This is a genomic window from Nonomuraea sp. NPDC049129 (assembly GCF_040648495.1).
Lineage (GTDB): Bacteria > Actinomycetota > Actinomycetes > Streptosporangiales > Streptosporangiaceae > Nonomuraea.
In genome coordinates, this window is record NZ_JBEZDU010000005.1 from 264,381 (window position 1) to 281,479 (window position 17,099).

The following is a 17,099-nucleotide window of genomic DNA, read 5'->3' on the forward strand; positions in this document are numbered from 1 at the left end:
CCGGAAATCGACGCCACAATCCCTCCAACGCATGCTTTGTCAGCGCCGTTCCCATTTAGTGTCAAGTGCGCTCTATCGGGAGCGGAGCGACGGTACGGCAAGCATCGCCGTACCGGACCCTAACTCATAGGACGCCCGCAATCGCCACTCCGCTCCGCGACCGCTAATCCTTCTCTGTAGTACGCCCTGCTTGAACGGCCGGAACCACCACCGCCGCCAGCAGCAACCCGCATCCGCACCATGCCATGGGCGTGAGCCGCTCACCGAACAGCACCACGCCGAGCACGGCCGCGCCAACCGCCTCGCCGAGCGAGATGATGGAGACGGTCGTGGCGTTGAGCGTGGTCAGGGCGCGGAAGAACAGCCCGTACGCGAGCGCGGTCGGCACGGCGCCCAGGTAGAGCAGCAGGGCCACAGGTGTCGCCCCGGCCGTCGGTAGCACCCCGTCGACCAGGGCGAACGGGGCGAGGCACGCGGCCGCGACGGCGAACCCGCCCATGGCCGTGCGCTGGGGGTCGTCGCGGTGGTGGCGCGAATAGAGGGTCACGCCGGCGTACCCGGCGGCGGACACCAGAGCCAGGACGATCCCGGCCGCCCGCCCACCGCCGACGCTCCCGGAGAGGACGGCGCTCACCCCGGAGAGGTTGCTCTGCCCGGTGAGGGCGCTCTCCCCAGTGAAGGCGCTCTCACCGGTGAGGAGGAGCAGGCCGCCCAGCGCCGCGACCAGCGCGGCGAGCGCGGTGCGGGTGACGCGCTCCCCCAGGAGGAAGCGGCTGCCCAGTGCGGTGAACACCGGCGTGGCGCCCATCGTGACCACCGTGGCGATGGCGACGCCGGACTGGGCGATCGCGCCGAAGTAGGCCGTCTGATAGACGGCCATCCCGATCCCGACGACCAGAAGCCGCCGGTCGAAACGCGCCCACAGCAGAGAAGGCCGACGCCCGCCGACATCACCCGGCCGCACAACAACTGGCCTAACGATGGCCGACCGAACGGCGGCTCGCCGAACGGCGGTCGCGGTGGGGCGAGAGGTGGGGCGAGTGGTGAGGCGGGTGGTGACGTACAGGAAGGCAGCGCCCAAAAGGTAGCGCCAGAACGAGACGTCGACGGGGCCGAGCCCGCCCGACTGGAAGAGCAGGGAACCGGCGGCACCGCCGGTGCCCCAGGCGGTCGCGGCCACGGACATGAAGAAGGCGCCCCGCCGCGCGGAGACATGGGACATGACTGATCTCTCCGGATGGAGTGGTGGAAGTGGGCCCGGCGCGCGGGCAGCAGCCACCCCCAGATCTGGTCAGATCCGGAAAAATCGGGAAAAGCCGCCCGCTACTCGGCGGGCGGAGGGGAACAGATCAGTCGACGCGGCACGACGCCCACTCTAGCGCCGACAATCCACCACGATTCGCCAGATTCCCGGACGTCGGAGGCCAGCGCCCGGACGTCAGCCAGGTTCCCGGACGTCGGAGGCCAGCGCCCGGACGTCAGCCGGGCTTCCGGACAGCTGAGGCGGGTTTGCGGGCCACGCCGCCCAGCAGGAGCGCCTCCCACGTGGCCAACGGCCCCGGCAGCCGCTCGTCCGGCCGCCACTCCGGGAAGTGCACCACCCCGGGCTCCTCCAGCACCAGCCCGTCGAAGAAGCGCTCGATCTCTTCCCGCGACCGGAAGTAGCCCGTCCCCATCGTCGCGTGCAGCATGGCTTCCAGCGCCTGGGCCTGCGGGCTGACCGAGGCCAGCATGTTGGACGCCGCCAGGTAGCTCCCCGGCGCCAGCGCGTCCATGTATCGCTTGACCAGCCCGTGCGGATTGTCCCTGTCGGGGAACAGGTGCAGCAGCCCGATGGCCATCAGCCCGACGGGCTGCGAGAGGTCGATGAGCCGCGTCAGCCTCGGATGCCGCAGCACGGCCGCCGCGTCCCTGGCGTCCTCGGTGATCGCCAGCGCGTTCTCGTTCCCGTTCAGGATCGCCCGCGCGTGCGGCTCGACCATGGGGTCGGAGTCGACGTACACGACTCGCACGGAGGGGTCGGCGAACTGGGCGACCTCATGGGTGTTCTCGATCGTGGGCAGCCCGGACCCCAGGTCGATGATCTGCCGGATCCCGGCCTCACGGACGAAGAAGTCGACGACCCGGCCGACGAACGCGCGGTTGCACCAGACGAGGTTCACCACCTCGGGCACCGCCTCTTTCAGGCGGCGGGCGATGGCCCGGTCGGCGGCGAAGTTCTCGGTGCCGCCGAGGAGGGCGTCGTGCACGCGCGCGACGCTCGGCGTGGTGCTGTCCACGCCGGGAGGCGCCCACTCGGACCCGAGAGTCACCTGTCCCCTTTCACCTCATCTGTGACGCGGATGTTATCCGCTAGCTGGCTATTCCGAAACTGCTGGCCACCTTGGCGGGGCGCCGCCGGGGAGCCATCAGGCGCTTGAGCGAGCGGGTACGTGAGCGCGCCCGCGGTGGCCGGCCACGGCTTGGCCAGCGGCCCGGTCACCTGGAGCGCGACCAGCGCGAACGCCGATTCTTCATGTGATTCGCCCCCTTCGTCATGAGGAGGGGCGCCCAGCCGCCTTGACGGCTCATTGACGACCGCTATACGAGAGCGCGGTGTTTAGCGGCCATAGACGGGGTAGCGGAGGGCCTGCCCGAGAAAAGACGAAAGACGGAGAGAGGATGAGCCATGGAGCTCTGGGACTATCAGCCTGACGTCTACAATCGCGGCCAGAGTCTGGACCTCGTGGGTTACCACGTCCAGGCGACGGACGGGAAAATCGGGTCCGTCGATGAAGCCACGTACGAGGTCGGCGAGAGCTACATCATCGTCGACACCGGCCCGTGGATCTTCGGCAAGAAGGTGATGCTCCCTGCCAAGGTCGTCACACGTATCGACCCGCAGGAGCGCAACGTCCACGTCTCGCGTACCAAGGCCGAGATCAAGGACGCGCCCGAGTTCGACGAGGGCAGCTTCAAGGAGCCCGAGTACAGGACGCGGCTGGGTGACTACTACGGCCGCTTCCCGCACTAAGCTCCCCGTACGAGACGAGAGCCGCGCCCGACCACGGGCGCGGCTCTCGCCGTCTCACGACCGCCATTGCGGCCGCCGTCGCGACCACCGACGCGTCATACGGTCACGGCCAGTGCGGGTCGCCGTTCGCCTTCACCGGCGCTTCCAGTACGGCCAGGCGTTCGAGCAGCGTGATGAACGTCGTGGCGTACGGCGATCCGGCGACCACGGCGGCCGCCCGGGGCCAGTCGACCTGCTCGCGCAGGGCCCGCACCTGGGGCAGCAGCGCCCCGTAGTCGCAGGCGTGCTCCGACAGCGGCAACAGCCACGAGATCACCAGGTCGGTCGCCTCCAGCACGGGCACGATGACCGCCGACGCCGTCATCGGCTCGGCCCGGTCGAGGAGCTCGTCCGTGATCGCCTGGTCGGACACCCGGAAGATCAGATCGACCAGCCGGTCCTCGTCGAATGCCTTGACCAGCCAGTCCTCCGGCGGTTTGGCGGTCTTGAAGCCGATCCCCCGCAGAGCCTCCAACGCGGCCGGCACATCATGCTCGGTCAGTACGAAATCGACGTCGTGCAGCGAAGGAGCCGCACCTCTGGCATAGGCCGCACAGCCGCCCGCCAGGGCGAACTTCACCCCCGCGTCCTTCAATCCGGAGCTCGCGCGCTTGAGTGTGTCGAGGATGGCATCAGTGACCGCATGACTATGGCTGCCCATGGGATCGGGCTACCCGGACGATCGACAAGTAGGCGTTACCCCGCGCGGCGGAGTAGAGCTGGAGGCCGAGGGTAGCGCCTGCCCTTATGACCGACTTCCTGGAGCAGACAGAACGGGACTACGAAGGCGAGCACGACCGGCCACTCGGCACCTACGCACGGATCATGGCCGTCTACGGCGGCGCGGTGGCGACGGCGGTGGCGGCCGCCGCGCTCACCGGGCGGCGGCCGCCCGAGCACGTCGGGTTCATGGACGTGGCGCTGATGGCCGCCTGCACGCACAAGGTGGCGCGGCTGATCGCCAAGGATCCGGTGACCAGCCCGATACGGGCGCCCTTCACCCGCTACGAGGGAGTGAGCGGGCCCGCCGAGCTGAAGGAGACGCCCCGCAACACGATTGGCGAACTGCTCGGCTGCCCGTTCTGCATCGCCCAGTGGGCGGCGACGGTGTACGCGGCCGGGATGGTCTTCGCGCCCCGGTTCACCCGGCTGGCGGGTGCGACGATGACCGCGGTGGCCGTCGCCGACTGGCTCCAGTTGGGCTACGCCAAGCTCATCAAGGCGACCGATTAGCGAGCCCCTTCGCAGGCCAAGAAATTGGCTTATACACCTTTCTACCTGGTGCTTCGGAGAAAAGCATGTTAAAGGCCGATGGCTGAGGGCAGAGGCGGCTCATGGCTACTTTGCTCTGGATCATCGCCGTCATACTCGTCATCTCCGGGATCTATGTGATCCTGGCCCGGCGCGACCTTCTCTGGGGAATCGTGCTCATCGTACTCGGCTTCCTGGTGGGTCCCGGCGGTGTCAGCATCTTCAATGTGTAAGGGGCGTGACGCCCCGTCCCACCGTCCCCTCCACTGGGCCGGTCTTCGAGTCCGGCCCAGTGGACTGTCCACTCTTTGCTGAAATATCGCAACGTATGCACCTCTTTCCCGCCCTCTGCTAGGGAATGGGAAGGATGTGAGCAATTACCCGCCGTTCGGCGGCCGCTACGACTGTGGCGCGGCGGCCGCCGGGATTCGCGAGCTGCTGACGCGGCTGCGTCGCCGGATGCGTAACGAGGCGATCGTCGACGAGGCCACCGCCCGGCTGGCGATACGGCTGAACGTCAGGCCCGCGGAAGCGGCCGACGAGCTGTCACGAATGGCGCACGACAGTGGGATCTCGCTGGTCGAGGTCGCCATGGGGGTCGATCGGCCGCCCGGCAAGCCCGTCGAGCCACCGAAGCTGCCCGGCTGGGTCACCGGAGTTCTCGAAAGCGTGCACGTCCCGGCGTGTTTCCTCACCCCCGTGCGCGACGCCACGGGCCGCGTCGTGGACTTCCTGATCGCGGCGGCCAACCAGCAGGCCGGCGAGCCGGCCGGTCGGACGCCCGAGGAGCTGCGCGGGCGCCGCCTCATCGAGACCAGCCCCGGCGCGGCCAGCTCGGGGCTGTTCGACGACCTCCTGCACGTCCTGGAGACCGGTGAGACGCTGCACCGGGGGCCGCTGGAGTTCGTCGAGGCACGGGACCACCTGCTCTGGCCGGCCACGATGACCGTCCGCGCGGTGCGCATGGACAACGGGCTGCTCGTCACCTGGCGCGCGCTGGACGATGAGGAAGTGCTGGTCGCCGGCTGGGAGCGGGCGCAGCGGCTGGCCGAGCTGGGCTGGGGCGAATGGAACCTGGCCACCGAGCGGACGCTGTGGACGCCGCAGATGTACGAGATGTTCGGCAGGGAACACGGCGAGGGCCCGATGCCCTTGGAGGAGCTGCCCCTCGTGGTGGTGCCCGAGGACCTGTCCATCGTGGACGACCAGTTGCGCACGCTCCTGGAGCACAGCGAGGCGGTCGAGACGGAGTTCCGCATCCAGCACCGGCACGGGCTGCGGCACCTCAGTGTGGTCAGCGAGCCGGTCCTGGACACCGACGGGCTGCCCATCAAGGTGCGCTTCCTCGTCCAGGACGTGACCAAGAACCGCCGCAGGGAGCGGGCCCTGGCCGTGGCCCACGCGCAGGCCTCCCGGCAGCGGGAGCGGGCCGAGGAGGAGCACCGCGTCACCGTCCAGCTCCAGAACACGATCCTGCCGGTACGCCGGGGGCTGATGCAGCTGCCCGGCCTGTCCATCGGGGTGCGGTATCTGCCCGGCGAGGAGCTGGCCCGGCTGGGCGGCGACTGGTTCAAGGCCCGTCCCATCCCCGACGGCAGGGTGCTGCTGGCGATCGGCGACGCGATGGGCCACGGGCTGGCGGCGGCGAGCCTGATGCTGCAGATGCGCTCGGCGCTGGCCGGCCTGGCCTACACGCACGCGCCCGCCAACCAGCTCACTACCTGGCTGAACGACCTGCTCGTCCACTCCAACGAGGGTGTGACCGTCACCGGCACCGCGATCATCGGCCACTTCGACCCCGCGGACCGCACGCTGACCTGGACGAACGCCGGCCACCCGCCACCGGTCCTGGTCAGGAACGGCCACGCCGAGCTGCTCGAAGGCGTGCCCGGCACCATGCTGGGCGCCTTCGAGGCCGCCCAGTACGGCCTGGCCACCACGCAGCTGGAGGCCGACGACACCCTGGTGCTCTACACCGACGGCGTCATCGAACGGCGCAGCCAGGACCTCGACACCGGGATCGCCGCCCTCGCCCAGGCCGGGAGCCAGTGCGTCGGCGACGACCCGGAGAAGATGATCGACTGCGTGCTGTCGCACCTGGGCGGCCGGGCCTCGGACGACGACGTCTGCATCGTCGCCGCCCGCATCCTGTGATCAGTCGCAGATCGGTCAGGCGCAGATCGGTCAGTCGCAGTCGTCGAGGCAGTAGACCCCGTACGCCCTGCCGAGCACCGGCAGGGCCACGTTGCGCACCCTGATCCCGCCCGGTGTCATGCCCTTCTCGGTGCCCTTGTGCGCGTGCCCGTGCACGAAGAGGTCCGCCCCGGCGGTGTCGACCGCCTCGGCCAGCAGGTAGCTACCGAGAAACGGGTAGATCTCGGGCGGCTCGCCCTCCAGCGTCTCCTTGATCGGCGAGTAGTGCGACAGCACCAGGCGATGATCGGCCTGAACCTCCTTCAGCGCCACCTTCCACGCCTCGGCGATGTGCCGGGTGTGCGCGACGAAGTTCTTGATCTCCCGCTCGCCGAACTCGCTCGCGCTCTTGCCCGCGAAGCCGCCGCCGAAGCCCTTGCCGCCGACCACGCCCAGCTTCGTCTCGCCGCACTGGAGCACGGCGCCGTCGTCGTCGAGCACGGTCACCCCGGCGTCGCGGAGCTCCGAAGCGATCTCGTACTGCTGGTCGGAGTGGTAGTCGTGGTTGCCGAGCACGGCGACGACCGTGACGGGCAGGTCTCGGAACTCGTCGGCGACCACCCGGCCCTCCGCCAGCGTGCCGTGGCGGGTCAGATCGCCCGCCAGCATCAGCACGTCGGCGCGCTCCTCGATGCCCTCCAGATGTTTCCGGTAGTGGCCCCGGCTGTCCTCGCCCAGGTGAACATCCCCCACGGCCGCTATACGCAGGTCAGTCAAGGTGCTCATCCTCTCCGGGCTCGATGATTTCCACGATCTTGATCTCGTTGTGCAGGTGGAGGGCCGGCGCCGTCTCGTGGGCCACCGCCCCGAGCCGTTCGCGCTGTTCGGCGCCGTCCACCTGGCCGCGCAGGAACAGCTGATCGCCTCTGATGTCGACCCGGATGCCGAGCTCGTGCGTGCGCGCATCCTCGGCCAGCGCCCGCTGGACCCTGGCCGCGACGTACTGCGGAGCTTCCATCGCAACTTCCTCCTTCTCCAGACGCCGCATGCCCGGAGGGAAACCGCTCAAACGGCGCGTACCAGGCCGATGACCGCCCGTTCCACCGGGCCACGCGTGGCCAGCTGGCCGAAGCCGGCGTCGGCGCCGAGCTCGGTCAGCGCGCCCGCGATCGTCTTGCCCTGGTCGTACGCCTTGATCACCCGCGGGTCGACGTAGGACTCGCGAGCGACCGTGGGGGTGTTGCCGAGATACTCGGCCACCTCCTTCATCACCCGCGTGACCGCCCGCTTGCCGGTCCCGGCGTGCGTGGAGACCGCCAGCCCCACGGCGGCCAGCACGGTCGCGTGCCAGGTGCGGAAGTCCTTCGCGGTCACCTCGTAGCCGATCGTCTCGCGCAGATAGTCGTTGATGTCCTCGCTGCGTACGTCGGCCCAGCCGCCGTTGTGCCGGTAACGCAGCAGTTCGCCCTCGGCCCTGAGCCTCTTGAGCGATCTGATCACCGCGCACGCCCCCGGGTCGGCCACCTCGATCTCGCGGGGGATGTCGCCCTTGGCGGGGTACGAGCAGGTGATCACGCCCTTGCCGCAGGACACGTGCTCCATCTTGAGCGTCGCCAGGCCGTAGGAGTCGTAGCTTTCGCCGCCGACCCGGAAGAAGCCCACGTCGAGCAGTCGCGCGGCGGCGGCGAGCACCCGCTGCCTGGTCAGCCCGCGCCCGGAGAGCTGCTTCTCGACGCTCTCGCGGAAGGCGGGCAGCCGCTCGGCCAGCTCCAGCACCCGGTCGAACTTCTCCCGGTCCTGCTGCTCGCGCCAGTCGTCGTGGTAGCGGTACTGCCTGCGCCCGGCGGCGTCGGTGCCGGCCGCTTGGAGGTGCCCGTCCGGCGAGGCGCAGATCCACACGTCGGTCCAGGCCGGCGGGATGGCCAGCGCCCTGATCCGCTTCAGCGTCCCGGCGTCGCGCACCGTGCCGCCGTCGGGCCGGTGGTAGCTGAATCCGCGACCGCGCCGACGGCGCGCGATCCCCGGCTCGTTCTGGTCACTCGGCCGTAGTTCAGGCACGCCGGCGCGGCTACCCGCGACGTTACGCGGCAAACGGCGGGGGCAGGTGGGCCCTATGCCTGAGAACAACGGTTGGGAAGAGAGCCGGGATGAGCGATCCCACGCGATGGTCCCCGCGACACCGCGCGATGTGGCGCACATCAGGGTGGGCTCCTTCATCTTGATGTTCCTGTTCGCGTTCGCCGTGCTCGGCGTCATCGCCAGGGCCCCGGTGATGACGGGCATCGCGGTCGTGGCGGCGATCGCCACGGTCATTGACATGGTGCTGGCCATCCGGCGGCAGCACCGCGGTAGATCAGGAGAGGCGGGATGACCTTCATGGCGCCACAGAGTGCCGAGAATCTGACCACCAAGACGGAAATCACCGACAACCTGCGTGACCGCGTGGTCGTGGTGACGGGCGCGAGCGGCGGCGTGGGCCGCGCCGTGGTGCGCGAACTCGGGGCGAAGGGCGCCAAGGTGGCACTGATCGCCCGCGGGACGACCGGCCTGGGCGCCGCCGCCGTGGACGTCGCCGTGGCGGGCGGGAGCGGGCAGGTCTATGAGGCGGACGTGGCCGAGTACGACCAGGTACGCCAGGCGGCCGAACGCATCGAGGCGGAGATCGGCCCGATCGACGTGTGGATCAACGTGGCGTTCTCCTCGGTGTTCGCCAGGTTCTCCGACGTCTCCCCGGAGGAGTTCGAGCGGACGACCAGGGTCACCTACCTCGGCTACGTCTGGGGCACGCGGGTGGCGCTTGAGCTGATGCGGCCCCGCAACAGGGGCGTCATCGTGCAGACCGGCTCGGCCCTGTCGTATCGGGGGATCCCGCTGCAGTCGGCGTACTGCGGGGCCAAGCACGCGATCAAGGGCTTCACCGAGTCCGTACGGGTCGAGCTCATGGCGGCCCGCAGCAACGTCAAGATCACCATGGTGCAGCTGCCGGCGGTCAACACGCCCCAGTTCGACTGGGTGCTCAGCAAGCTGCGCCGCCACCCGCAGCCGGTGCCGCCGATCTACCAGCCCGAGGTCGCGGCCCACGGCATCGTGTACGCCGCCGAGCACCCGGAGCGCAAGGAGTACTGGGTCGGCGCCACGACCGCGGCCACCCTGGTCGCGCAGCGGATCGCGCCCGCCCTGGTGGACCGCTACCTGGCGCGGACCGGCGTGGACTCCCAAGTGACGGACGAGAAGCCGCCCAGCGGTGCGGCCAACCTCTGGGAGCCCGTGGACGACGACCGCGACTACGGCGCGCACGGCAGCTTCGACAAGCGCTCGCACGCCCGCAGCCCGCAGCTCTGGCTGTCGCAGCACCGGCGCGCGGTGCTCCTCACCCTGGCCGCCGCCGCGACGGCGACCGGCCTCGCGGTCCTCAGCCGGGGCGGCAGACCGGGGCGTTAAGCAAGCCAGAGGGGGTAGGCGGCGGGCAACCACGAGGAGGGACCTGATGCCTGATCGCGATCTGCATTTCCTGTCCGAACTCGCCGCGCAGTTGCGTGTGGACTCCGTACGCAGCTCGGCCGCCGCCGGCTCCGGCCATCCGACGTCGTCGATGTCGGCCGCCGACCTGATGGCGGTGCTGTTCGCCTGCCACTTGCGCTACGACTTTCAGAATCCCGGCAACCCCGCCAACGACCATCTCATCTTCTCCAAGGGTCACGCCTCGCCGCTGCTCTACTCGCTGTACAAGGCCGTGGGCGCGATCACCGACGAGGAGCTGCTGTCGTTCAGGAAGCGCGGCAGCCGTATGGAGGGCCATCCGACGCCCAAGCTGCCCTGGGTGGACGTCGCCACCGGCTCGCTCGGGCAGGGGTTGCCCATCGGGGTGGGGGTGGCGACGGCCGGGCGGCTGGAGCGCCTGCCGTACCAGGTGTGGGTGCTCTGCGGTGACAGCGAGCTGGCCGAGGGGTCCATTTGGGAGGCCGCCGAGCAGGCGGGTGCCGAGGGGCTGGCGAACCTGACGTTGCTCGTGGACGTCAACCGGCTGGGCCAGCGTGGCCCGACGCGGCATGGCTGGGACACCGGCGCGTACGCCCGCAGGTTCGGGGCGTTCGGCTGGCACACGATCGAGATCGACGGGCACGACCCAGGACAGATCGACTTCGCGCTCAACGACGCCTGCAACACCCGCCGGCGGCCGACCGTGATCCTCGCCAAGACGCGCAAGGGCGAGGGCGTCCTGGAGGTGGAGAACCGCGAGGGCGCCCACGGCAAGGCGCTCAAGGACCCGGACAAGGCCATCGGCGAGCTGGGCGGCGTACGGGACGTGCGGGTCGAGGTGCGGCCGCCCGAGCCCAACGGTGAGCCGTTCCGCTTCCACAGCGGGGACCTGGCGCTGCCCGCGTACAAGACCGGCGACGAGGTCGCCACCCGGGACGGGTTCGGCGCGGCGCTGGTCGCGCTGGGCGCGGCCCGTGGCGAGGTGGTCGCGGTCGACGGCGAGGTGGCCGACTCGACCAGGACCGAGGACTTCGCCAAGGAGTTCCCCGAGCGCTTCATCGAGTGCTACATCGCCGAGCAGCAGTTGGTCGCGATGGCGATCGGCTTGCAGGTGCGCGGCTGGATCCCCTACGCCGCCACCTTCGCGGCCTTCCTGACCAGGGCGTACGACTTCATCAGGATGGCCGGGGTGAGCCACGCGTCGATCAGGCTGGTCGGCTCGCACTCCGGCGTGTCGATCGGCGAGGACGGCCCGTCGCAGATGGGGCTGGAGGACCTGGCCATGATGCGCGCGGTGTACGGCAGCACGGTGCTCTACCCGTGCGACGCCAACCAGGCCGCCGCGCTGACGGCCGCGATGGCCGACATCTCAGGGGTGTCGTACCTGCGTACCACCCGTGGCGATCTGCCGGTGATCTACGAGCCGGGCGAGCGCTTCCCCGTGGGCGGCTCGTCCGTGTTGCGGCAGTCGGCGGCGGATCGGGCCACGATCGTGGCGGCCGGGATCACCGTGCACGAGGCGCTCGCGGCGGCCGACGAGCTGAGCCGCGAGGGGATCCCCGTGGGCGTGCTCGACATGTACTCGATCAAGCCGATCGACACGGCCGCGCTGATGGAGGCGGCCACCACCACCGGCACCCTCATCACGGTGGAGGACCACCGGCCGGAGGGCGGGCTGGGTGACGCCGTGCAGGACGCCGTCAGCGAGCTCGGGCCGCGCGTGGTGAAGCTGGCGGTACGGGAGCTGCCCGGGTCGGCGACGCCGCAGGAGCAGCTGGCAGACGCCCGCATTGACCGCCACGCGATAGCCGAGGCGGTCAAGCGGGTGCTGTGAGCTGGGTTGTGGGGGTAAGCCGCGGGCCTTGGCGCCGGCCCGCGGGTTGGCCTTCTTGTGGCCGGAGGATTTACAGGGGCGGCTCGTCATAGCGGCGACGTTCCTCGTACACGGTGGTCCGGCGAGCCTGGGGCTCCTCGTAGACGTCCTGACGGACTACCGGCTCGTCGATGGGGGCCACAGCCCTGCGGGTCACACTGATCCGGTAGATCCCGAACAGCAGGCCGACCACGCCACCGAGCATGAGGATGACGCCGACCACGTTGATGTCGATACCGGCAAGATCGAATTCGACGGCCCAGGTGAGAATCGCACCCAGCATGATGAGGATGATGCTTCCGGCGATGGTCATGTTTTTACCTCCTTGACAAGATGAACCTCTATCCCCATGTCGAAAAACAAACCAGCGGTCATGGCCGGGTCGGGTTTGCCCCTGCTGACCAGGCTTGATAGTGAGGGGGGATGTTCGCTGAAAAGCCCACTCTCCAGGGCGATCGAGTGACCCTGCGCCCGGTCGGTCCCGAATACGCCGACGATCTGTTCGAGCTGGTCACCGACCCCGAGGTGCGGCGGCTGACCGGCTCGCACGGCGAGTTCGACCGGGAGGCCAGCCGCCACTGGTACGCGACGAGGAGTCAGCACGCCGACCGCCTCGACCTGGCGATCATCGCGGAAGGCGGCTTCGTGGGCGAGATCGTGCTCAACGAGCTCGACGCGGGCAATCTCTCGTGCAGCATGCGGATCGCGCTGATCGGCGCTCGCGCGTTCGGCAAGGGCTACGGCACGGAGGCCATCGACCTGCTGCTGAACCATGCCTTCACGACGACTCCGCTGCACCGGATCGGCCTGGAGGTCTTCGCCTTCAACGACCGTGCCAGGCACGTCTACAAGAAGGTGGGATTCGTCGAGGAGGGCGTACAACGTGACGCGCTGCTCTGGGACGGCGAGTGGCATGATGCCATCACCATGTCGGTACTGCGGACCGAATGGCGGCCAAGATCGGAAAGCCTGACATAATGATCATGACGCACGGGTCCTCCGGGGCGCGCGGGGGACCTGTGACGTCTTGCAACCAAATCACGATTTCGTGCATCTAAGCAGCAGTGACGATGCGCTTGGTGCCCGGTGACCCCGAGAGACTTGGCGGCTACTGGCTGGCCGGGCGGCTTGGCGCGGGCGGGCGCGGGGTGGTCTACGACGCCTACAACGACGAAGGCCGCCGGTTCGCGATCAAGGTGCCTCGGGGCGAGGTCACCAGACAGCTCGCCGAGGCCGTCGGCCTGATCAAGCCGCGCCATCTGGCCCGGGTGGTCGGTGTCGGGCTCGACAGTGAGAGCCCCTACATCGTCAGCGAGTTCGCCGACGGGCCCGATCTGCGGCAGGCGGTGGCGGTCCACGGGCCGTACGCGGGTGACGAGCTGCTCGCGCTCGCGCTCGCCCTGGCGACCGCGCTCAGGACGCTGCACGAGGCGGGCATCACCCACCGCGATCTGAAGCCCGAGAACGTGCTGCTGGCCCCCGACGGCCCGCGAGTGATCGACTACGGCATGGCGGCCGGCGATCCGGTCGGCAGGCGGCACACCTACCTGGCGCCCGAGGTGCTCACCGGTCAGCGGGCCGGGACGGCCGCCGACGTGTTCGCCTGGGGCGCGGTCGTGCTCTACGCGGCCACCGGCCGCGACCCGTTCCAGGGCGAGAGCCTCGGCGCGATCATGCACCGGCTGCTGACCGTCGACCCGGACCTCGGCGAGCTGCCGCCGCGGCTGCGCGACCTGGTGGGGCGCGCTCTGTCGAAGAACCCGGCCGACCGCCCCTCCGCCACGGAGCTGCCGGCCCGCGGTCCGGCCGAGCTGCGCCCGCCCGGCGGGCTGACCGGCCCGCGCTCGCTCGGCGAGGTGGCCGAAAAGGTGTACGCCTCACTCACCCCTGCGCAGCAGGGCGAGCTGCCCGGCCTGCTGCTGCGCCTGCTCGACGGCGAGGAGGTCAAGGACGACGGCGAGGAGGGGGGCGTGCTGACCCGCCTGGTCGCCGCCGGCCTGCTGGTACGGCTCAGCGTCCGGGTCGAGCCCGTCACGACCGAGGTGGGCAAGCTGGTGGCGATCAGCGACGACCGGGTCGCCCCGGCCAGCGCCGCGCTCTTCCGCGCCTGGCCCCGGCTGCGCGACTGGGCGGCGCACGACGCGGCGACCCGCCGCTCAGGCGACGCGCCGGCCCGGCGGACGAACGGCCCGGCGGCCCGGCGGGCGGCCGGCGCCCGCGAAGCCGACGCGCCCCACACCGATTCGAGCCCGATGCCGGACCTCACCTCGATGGCCGACCTCACCTCGATGTACGTCGTCCACCGCGCCATGCTGACCGACCTGCGGCGGCTCGCCGAACTGCTGACCGGGCCCGCCGAGCTCGGCACGGCCAAGGGCAGGGCGGTGCGCGGCTACACGGCCTCGCTGCTGACCCAGGTCGACCACCACCACGCCAATGAGCGCGAACTGCTGTGGCCGGCCATCGAGCGCGCGGCGGGCCAGTCCGTCGACCTGACCTCCTACAGCGTCGGCCGCCAGGCGTTCGGCCCGCTGCTGGACCGCTGCCGCGCCGCGCTGAGCGGCGACCCGGGCGCGCTCGGCCGGGAGCTGGGCGAGTTGCTGGAGCCGCTCGAGGAGCACCTCGCCGAGGAGGAGTCCGAGCTGTTCCCGATCGTCTTCCGCTTCGTGCCGTTCGACGCCTATGTACGGGTGGAGCGGCAGGTCGCCAGGCGGGCCACCCTCCGCGAACTGGCCTTCACCACTCCGTGGCTGCTCCGCCACGCCACGCCCGAGGAGGCCGCGCGCCTGCTCAAGAGGGCGGGCCGGCCGCTGCGCCTGCTCGCGGCCGCCACCAGACCGGGCTACACCCGGCGCGAGCGTCAGATCTTCGGCTAACCCGGCGCTTGGCCGGCCCGATGCATGGCTGCCCGATGCTTGCCCGGCCCGGCGCTGCACGGGCGCCACCGTGATGCCGCTCCTGGTCGGCGGGTAGCCTGTGGGGCGGCCGAACGTCCCTACGACGGCACCGCGCATCTTCGAATAGCTGGGAGCTCGACTCGATGACCGATCTGGTGACCTTCGGTGAGACCATGGCGCTGTTCGCGGCCCGGCGCACCGGTCCGCTGCGCTTCGCCCGCGACTTCGACCTGGGTGTCGGCGGCGCCGAGTCGAACGTGGCCATCGGCGTCAGCCGCCTGGGTCACAGCGCCACCTGGATCAGCCGGGTCGGCGCCGACGAGTTCGGCGAGCTGATCCGCTTCACGCTCCAGGGCGAGGGCGTCGACGTCCGGACCGTCACGGATCCGGGGGCGCCCACCGGCCTGATGATCAAGGGCCGTCGGACGGCCGACCTCGTCGACGTCCGCTACTACCGCGCGAGGAGCGCCGCCTCCCGGATCACGCCCGAAGACGTCGACCCCGCGCTCATCCAGGCCGCCCGGGTGCTGCACGTCTCCGCGATCACCCCGGCCCTGTCGGCGTCCGCCCGCGAGACCGTACGGCGGTCGATCGCCGTGGCCCGCGCCGCCGGGGTGTTCGTGTCGCTGGACATCAACTACCGCCGGGCGCTGTGGACGCCCGAGGAGGCCGGCGCCTGGCTGCGCGAGACGATCGGCGACGTGGACGTCCTGTTCGCGACCGAGGCGGAAGGCCGGCTGGTCACCGACGTCGAAGGGGGCGCCGACCTGGCCAAGGCGCTCAGCTCGCTCGGTCCCGCCCACGTGCTGGTGAAGTCCGGCGCCAAGGGGGCCCTGGAGTTCTCGGGCGGCTCCGTGCGGCAGGCTCAGCCGTACCCGGTGACGGAGGTGGACCCGGTCGGCGCCGGGGACGCGTTCGCGGCCGGGTGGCTGGCCGACTGGCTGGCCGGCGCGGACGCCGACCAGCGGCTGCGCACGGCGTGCGCGGCGGGGGCCTTCGCGGTGACCTCGCAGGGCGACTGGGAGAGCCTGCCCAGCCGGGCCGACCTGAACCTGCTCCAGCGGCCCGCCGACGGGGTCAGTCGCTAGTCACCCCACCCCGGCACGGCCGCGCCTGCGCCGGTCGGACACCTGACCGGCATGCCATCAGGGCCGCCAGTCGGTCACTTGATCGGTGTGACGTCGAGTCGGCCCTGGTCGCACACGCGGTCGACGGCGAACGCGATCTCCGTGTGCGCACGCTCGTCCGGCGGGATGACCATGAGCCGGGCCGCACCCGGGCAGGCGGTCTCGGTGCCGGTCTCCACGACCGTCCAGTGGAGGACGGCGCGGGCACTGCCGCCAGGCTTGAGCGTCACCTTCGGCCGCGCTCCCGGTGTCCGGCGGACGCGGGTCCGCAGGGCGTCACCCTGCTTGTCGAACATCACCAGCCCCGGATAGCCCTGCAGGGTGCACGTGGCGCGCGACCGGTTGGTGAACACCAGCGGCGCGTTGCGGTTGCCCGCCCCCGCGTCCACCCGGCCCAAGCGCACCTGGAGCTGGGTGGTGGAGCAGCGCTGCGGAGCCGCGGCCAGCTGCCCGGTCTCCTGCGCCAGCGCGGGCGCGGCACCGCCGATCAGCAGCAGCCCGCCCACGAGTGCGGCGATCCTGAACGTCTTCATGGGCTTTTTGACGCGTGCACCACACCAAAAGTTCTAAGCCGGACTTTCTGGCATTCGCGCCGGTATTGCCGCTGGCCGATCAGTCTCCACAGGACACGGGCGGCCATCGGCATCAGGCGGAGAAAGGCCTCGCGCTCCCATGGCGTGGCGTCCTCCAGTAGCGCGCCCAGGTTGACCAGCAGCCGGTCCTTGGGCAGCTGGGCGCGGGCGTACTCCGAGAGCGTGTCCCATTCGGCCTTGGTCAGGTGCGCGGCGACGAGCGGCAGGATGCGCTCCTCCTCCTGGTCGAGGTGGACGAGCAGCTCGTCGTGGAGCAGTGTCAGCGTGTCGGCCAGCCGGTCCCTCCGGTCGGCGTCGGCCTCGGCCCGCCAGGCGGGCAGCAGCTCCTCCAGCACGGAGATGTGGCCGGCGACGCGTTCGTGCTGCTCCTCCATCGTGCGGATGAGGGCGCCCTCCAGCCGTACGCGGCGCAGGAGCACCGGCCAGAGCAGCTTGTCCTCGGCCTCGTGGTGGTGGTGCAGGCCTGCCAGGATCTCGCCCAGGTACGCGGACAGCGTGGCGGCCCGCTCGGTGTCGCCGGGGGCCGCCTGCCGGATCAGCTCGGGGGCCAGCCTGAACTCGCGGCGGAACACGCGGTGGACGACCACCATCTCCCAGATGGCAGGGGCGTTGTCAGTAGTCACCAGGACAGGATGCGGGACGCCGATTGCCATACGATTGTCCACTGATGCAAGGCGCAGCCACCTGCCCTGC

Annotated in this window: 19 protein-coding genes; 10 read left to right on the plus strand and 9 right to left on the minus strand. The window is 70.4% G+C overall.

Features of this window, described 5'->3' with window-relative positions; genetic code table 11:
- Positions 1-163: 163 nt before the first annotated feature.
- Positions 164-1,222, minus strand: coding sequence for an EamA family transporter (locus AB0B64_RS17170; protein ID WP_358178314.1), 1,059 nt, complete (start codon positions 1,220-1,222; stop codon positions 164-166).
- A gap of 256 nt (positions 1,223-1,478) precedes the next feature.
- Entirely contained in the window at positions 1,479-2,312 is an 834-nt protein-coding gene (locus AB0B64_RS17175) for an SAM-dependent methyltransferase (RefSeq protein ID WP_358178316.1), read from the minus strand.
- A 356-nt stretch (positions 2,313-2,668) separates the two neighbouring features.
- Here AB0B64_RS17175 and AB0B64_RS17180 point away from each other — a divergent pair, with 356 nt between their 5' ends.
- Positions 2,669-3,013, plus strand: a complete 345-nt coding sequence (locus tag AB0B64_RS17180) for a PRC-barrel domain containing protein (protein ID WP_357950689.1) — start codon at positions 2,669-2,671, stop codon at positions 3,011-3,013.
- 103 nt (positions 3,014-3,116) lie between these two features.
- On the opposite strand, the gene AB0B64_RS17185 is transcribed toward AB0B64_RS17180, so the two are convergent.
- Complete coding sequence (locus AB0B64_RS17185; protein WP_357950686.1) at positions 3,117-3,713, minus strand: nucleotidyltransferase; 597 nt, start codon at positions 3,711-3,713, stop codon at positions 3,117-3,119.
- A gap of 86 nt (positions 3,714-3,799) precedes the next feature.
- Here AB0B64_RS17185 and AB0B64_RS17190 point away from each other — a divergent pair, with 86 nt between their 5' ends.
- The 3 genes from AB0B64_RS17190 to AB0B64_RS17200 all read left to right on the plus strand — a co-directional run bounded on the left by AB0B64_RS17190 (position 3,800) and on the right by AB0B64_RS17200 (position 6,457).
- Positions 3,800-4,285 (plus strand): DUF1360 domain-containing protein, encoded by a 486-nt coding sequence (locus tag AB0B64_RS17190; RefSeq protein ID WP_357950683.1) that lies wholly within the window; start codon positions 3,800-3,802, stop codon positions 4,283-4,285.
- A gap of 101 nt (positions 4,286-4,386) precedes the next feature.
- Complete coding sequence (locus AB0B64_RS17195) at positions 4,387-4,536, plus strand: GPGG-motif small membrane protein (RefSeq protein WP_165959640.1); 150 nt, start codon at positions 4,387-4,389, stop codon at positions 4,534-4,536.
- A 136-nt stretch (positions 4,537-4,672) separates the two neighbouring features.
- A complete protein-coding gene (locus tag AB0B64_RS17200) occupies positions 4,673-6,457 on the plus strand; it encodes a SpoIIE family protein phosphatase (protein ID WP_358178318.1) in 1,785 nt (594 codons plus the stop codon).
- A gap of 30 nt (positions 6,458-6,487) precedes the next feature.
- On the opposite strand, the gene AB0B64_RS17205 is transcribed toward AB0B64_RS17200, so the two are convergent.
- The 3 genes from AB0B64_RS17205 to AB0B64_RS17215 are packed head-to-tail and all read right to left on the minus strand — an operon-like array spanning position 6,488 to position 8,494.
- The gene (locus AB0B64_RS17205) at positions 6,488-7,213 is read right to left on the minus strand and encodes a metallophosphoesterase (protein WP_357950678.1); all 726 of its coding nucleotides are present in this window, start codon (positions 7,211-7,213) and stop codon (positions 6,488-6,490) included.
- Complete coding sequence (locus AB0B64_RS17210; RefSeq protein ID WP_357950676.1) at positions 7,206-7,454, minus strand: BON domain-containing protein; 249 nt, start codon at positions 7,452-7,454, stop codon at positions 7,206-7,208. The genes AB0B64_RS17205 and AB0B64_RS17210 overlap by 8 nt, the downstream gene beginning before the upstream one ends.
- A 47-nt stretch (positions 7,455-7,501) precedes the next feature.
- Entirely contained in the window at positions 7,502-8,494 is a 993-nt protein-coding gene (locus AB0B64_RS17215; protein WP_357950673.1) for a DNA topoisomerase IB, read from the minus strand.
- Positions 8,495-8,549: 55 nt separating this feature from the next.
- Between AB0B64_RS17215 and AB0B64_RS17220 the strand changes: the two genes are divergently transcribed.
- The 3 genes from AB0B64_RS17220 to AB0B64_RS17230 are packed head-to-tail and all read left to right on the plus strand — an operon-like array spanning position 8,550 to position 11,750.
- Positions 8,550-8,807 (plus strand): hypothetical protein, encoded by a 258-nt coding sequence (locus AB0B64_RS17220; protein WP_357950670.1) that lies wholly within the window; start codon positions 8,550-8,552, stop codon positions 8,805-8,807.
- A 5-nt stretch (positions 8,808-8,812) separates the two neighbouring features.
- A complete protein-coding gene (locus AB0B64_RS17225; RefSeq protein ID WP_357950771.1) occupies positions 8,813-9,877 on the plus strand; it encodes an SDR family oxidoreductase in 1,065 nt (354 codons plus the stop codon).
- A 46-nt stretch (positions 9,878-9,923) separates the two neighbouring features.
- Positions 9,924-11,750, plus strand: coding sequence for a transketolase (locus AB0B64_RS17230; protein WP_357950668.1), 1,827 nt, complete (start codon positions 9,924-9,926; stop codon positions 11,748-11,750).
- Between the two features lie 70 nt (positions 11,751-11,820).
- Here the strand turns inward: AB0B64_RS17230 and AB0B64_RS17235 are convergent, their stop codons facing one another.
- On the minus strand, positions 11,821-12,102 hold the full coding sequence (locus AB0B64_RS17235) for a hypothetical protein (RefSeq protein WP_357950666.1): 282 nt from the start codon (positions 12,100-12,102) through the stop codon (positions 11,821-11,823).
- Between the two features lie 110 nt (positions 12,103-12,212).
- Here AB0B64_RS17235 and AB0B64_RS17240 point away from each other — a divergent pair, with 110 nt between their 5' ends.
- The 3 genes from AB0B64_RS17240 (at position 12,213) to AB0B64_RS17250 (ending at position 15,774) form a co-directional block, all read left to right on the plus strand.
- Positions 12,213-12,767: a GNAT family protein gene (locus AB0B64_RS17240; RefSeq protein ID WP_357950663.1), complete on the plus strand. Its 555-nt coding sequence runs from the start codon at positions 12,213-12,215 to the stop codon at positions 12,765-12,767.
- A 92-nt stretch (positions 12,768-12,859) separates the two neighbouring features.
- A complete protein-coding gene (locus AB0B64_RS17245) occupies positions 12,860-14,665 on the plus strand; it encodes a protein kinase (protein WP_358178706.1) in 1,806 nt (601 codons plus the stop codon).
- Between the two features lie 164 nt (positions 14,666-14,829).
- Positions 14,830-15,774 carry a sugar kinase gene (locus AB0B64_RS17250; protein ID WP_358178320.1) on the plus strand — a complete coding sequence of 315 codons (945 nt, stop codon included), beginning with the start codon at positions 14,830-14,832 and terminating at the stop codon, positions 15,772-15,774.
- Positions 15,775-15,848: 74 nt separating this feature from the next.
- Here the strand turns inward: AB0B64_RS17250 and AB0B64_RS17255 are convergent, their stop codons facing one another.
- Together AB0B64_RS17255 and AB0B64_RS17260 are read right to left on the minus strand one after the other, a co-directional pair.
- Positions 15,849-16,346, minus strand: a complete 498-nt coding sequence (locus AB0B64_RS17255; RefSeq protein WP_357950657.1) for a DUF4232 domain-containing protein — start codon at positions 16,344-16,346, stop codon at positions 15,849-15,851.
- Entirely contained in the window at positions 16,343-17,029 is a 687-nt protein-coding gene (locus AB0B64_RS17260; protein WP_358178322.1) for a hemerythrin domain-containing protein, read from the minus strand. Before AB0B64_RS17260 ends, AB0B64_RS17255 begins: the two co-directional genes overlap by 4 nt.
- Positions 17,030-17,099: the final 70 nt, after the last annotated feature.

Bases quoted from the DNA above. Each gene is read 5' to 3' on its own strand.
- AB0B64_RS17170 (WP_358178314.1), bottom strand. From the start codon at position 1,222: ATGTCCCATGTCTCCGCGCGGCGGGGCGCCTTCTTCATGTCCGTGGCC.
- AB0B64_RS17180 (WP_357950689.1), top strand. From the start codon at position 2,669: ATGGAGCTCTGGGACTATCAGCCTGACGTCTACAATCGCGGCCAGAGT.
- AB0B64_RS17185 (WP_357950686.1), bottom strand. From the start codon at position 3,713: ATGGGCAGCCATAGTCATGCGGTCACTGATGCCATCCTCGACACACTC.
- AB0B64_RS17190 (WP_357950683.1), top strand. From the start codon at position 3,800: ATGACCGACTTCCTGGAGCAGACAGAACGGGACTACGAAGGCGAGCAC.
- AB0B64_RS17195 (WP_165959640.1), top strand. From the start codon at position 4,387: ATGGCTACTTTGCTCTGGATCATCGCCGTCATACTCGTCATCTCCGGG.
- AB0B64_RS17210 (WP_357950676.1), bottom strand. From the start codon at position 7,454: ATGGAAGCTCCGCAGTACGTCGCGGCCAGGGTCCAGCGGGCGCTGGCC.
- AB0B64_RS17220 (WP_357950670.1), top strand. From the start codon at position 8,550: ATGCCTGAGAACAACGGTTGGGAAGAGAGCCGGGATGAGCGATCCCAC.
- AB0B64_RS17225 (WP_357950771.1), top strand. From the start codon at position 8,813: ATGGCGCCACAGAGTGCCGAGAATCTGACCACCAAGACGGAAATCACC.
- AB0B64_RS17230 (WP_357950668.1), top strand. From the start codon at position 9,924: ATGCCTGATCGCGATCTGCATTTCCTGTCCGAACTCGCCGCGCAGTTG.
- AB0B64_RS17235 (WP_357950666.1), bottom strand. From the start codon at position 12,102: ATGACCATCGCCGGAAGCATCATCCTCATCATGCTGGGTGCGATTCTC.
- AB0B64_RS17240 (WP_357950663.1), top strand. From the start codon at position 12,213: ATGTTCGCTGAAAAGCCCACTCTCCAGGGCGATCGAGTGACCCTGCGC.
- AB0B64_RS17245 (WP_358178706.1), top strand. From the start codon at position 12,860: ATGCGCTTGGTGCCCGGTGACCCCGAGAGACTTGGCGGCTACTGGCTG.
- AB0B64_RS17250 (WP_358178320.1), top strand. From the start codon at position 14,830: ATGACCGATCTGGTGACCTTCGGTGAGACCATGGCGCTGTTCGCGGCC.
- AB0B64_RS17255 (WP_357950657.1), bottom strand. From the start codon at position 16,346: ATGAAGACGTTCAGGATCGCCGCACTCGTGGGCGGGCTGCTGCTGATC.